The sequence below is a fragment of the Paraburkholderia sp. SIMBA_027 genome (assembly GCF_046535315.1).
GTDB classification, from domain to species: Bacteria; Pseudomonadota; Gammaproteobacteria; order Burkholderiales; family Burkholderiaceae; genus Paraburkholderia; species Paraburkholderia tropica.
On the sequence record NZ_JAWRWY010000151.1, the window covers coordinates 1 to 397 of the forward strand.

A 397-nucleotide genomic window follows, 5' to 3' on the forward strand; every position below is an offset into this window, starting at 1 on the left:
CATGGCATTTGAAACTTTTCACCGCCCGATTTACGCGCAGCGGAAGCACTTCATTCAGGAGATCGCCGGTCTCGACGATGTCTTCGATTTCCTCGACGAATGGCCGCAAAACAGCCGCGACATCGTCTATGAGGTCATAGTGGAGGCCTGCAGGAAGGCGGCAAGCGGCCAGCTCCCGGTCCAGGCTGTCGCGGAGAACTTTCGCCGGTTCCTCAAGAAGCACAACATGCTTGCTGACGCCAAAGAGGTCCCATCGCATCTGCGCCAGGCACAGGACCGGAGCGTCTCCGGCGTGTAGCTGATCGGAGCGCACGGAACTGCAGGCCGGCGGACGCCAGCTTTACTTGCGTAGCTGCCAGTAAGACGACCCGGAACTTTCGGAAGACAGCGTGGTTTG

1 protein-coding gene is annotated in these 397 nt (G+C 59.4%); it reads left to right on the plus strand.

Annotated features, from left to right (window positions below):
• Window positions 1–298: DUF982 domain-containing protein (locus tag SB764_RS38545; RefSeq protein WP_410866541.1), on the plus strand; the 298-nt coding region annotated here is incomplete at its 5' end.
• Between the last annotated feature and the right edge of the window lie 99 nt (window positions 299–397).